This window comes from Komagataeibacter kakiaceti JCM 25156 (assembly GCF_000613305.1).
This window is the reverse complement of the sequence record NZ_BAIO01000618.1, coordinates 1-1,227: the sequence shown is the minus strand read 5'-3', so window position 1 is coordinate 1,227 and position 1,227 is coordinate 1. Positions and strand designations below refer to the sequence as shown.

Annotated in this window: 2 protein-coding genes; both read left to right on the top strand. The window is 67.1% G+C overall.

The annotated features are described in order from the left end of the window. Positions 1–365: GMC family oxidoreductase N-terminal domain-containing protein (locus tag JCM25156_RS27215; RefSeq protein WP_407637135.1), on the top strand; the 365-nt coding region annotated here is incomplete at its 5' end. A gap of 271 nt (positions 366–636) precedes the next feature. Continuing rightward, complete coding sequence (locus tag JCM25156_RS27210) at positions 637–1,077, top strand: GMC oxidoreductase (protein ID WP_025814131.1); 441 nt, start codon at positions 637–639, stop codon at positions 1,075–1,077. Positions 1,078–1,227 lie beyond the last annotated feature (150 nt).

Here is a 1,227-nt window from a genome sequence, read left to right as displayed (position 1 = left end):
CCCATCCCGTTGCGCGGGCGCTGCTTGCGGCGGCGGCGGAATGCGGCTTTCCCGTGCTGGAGGATGGCAATGGCCCCGATAATGAGGGCGCAAGCCTCGCCAACCTCAATATCGCGCAGGGGGAGCGATGGAGCACGAGCCGTGGCTACCTGCGCCCGGCACGGGGCTGGCCCAACCTGACCCTGCTGACCGATGTGCAGGTTACGTCGCTGGTGGTGGAAAAGGGAACATGTACCGGCGTGCGTGTCGTGAGTGGCGGCGCCGCGCGGGTGCTGTCCGCCATGCGGGAAGTCGTGCTGACGGCAGGGGCGATTGATACGCCACGCTCCTGCTGCTGTCGGGCATCGGCCCGGCGGCCGAACTGAAGCGGCTGGGCGTGCCGGTACGGGTGGACCTGCCGGGCGTAGGCATGAACCTGCAGGATCATCCCCTGCTCAAGGGAATGAACTTCGTCGCCCGCGCGCCGCTTGGCCCCATCCATGACCAGGGCGGCGGGGCGATGATGAACTGGAAGAGCGATCCGGCCCTGCGGGCGCCCGACCTGCATGCCTTCATCGTCCAGCGCCCGCATGCCACACCCGACCTGCGGGCGCGGTATGATATTCCGGATAACAGCTTCGCCATCTCACCGGGCTCATGGGTTCGAAAAGCCGGGGCTACATGCGCCTGCTCGAACCCCGACACGATGGCGCGGTGGAAATACAGCCCGAATTCCTGGCTGAACCGGACGATCTCAGGGCGCTGGCCACCGCCGTCGAGACGGTGTTCGACCTGGCCGAAAGCGCGGCGTTCCGGGCTCTGGTGCTCCGTCCCGCTTCCCCCGCCCACCGGCTGGACCGGGCCGGGCGTGAAGCCTTCGTGCGCGAGAGCCTTTCCACGTTTTTCCATATCTGCGGCACCTGCGCCATGGGAACGGATGACATGAGCGTTGTCGATCCCGCGCTGCGCGTGCGTGGGGTGGATGGATTACGGATTGCCGATGCCTCGGTCATTCCGGTCATCCCGACATGCAACACGCTCGCGCCGGTGGTCATGATAGCCGAGCGGGCTGCAGACCTGATGAAGGAGGGAACATGACCATGACCCCGACCGAGAACGCGGCCACGGCCCCCCGCATCCTTGCCGCGGGCCACGTCGTGACGATGGATGACGCAAGGCGCGTGATTGTCGATGGCGCGGTGGTGCTGGAGGCCGGGCGCATCCTCATGGTTGATACGCGCGCGGCGG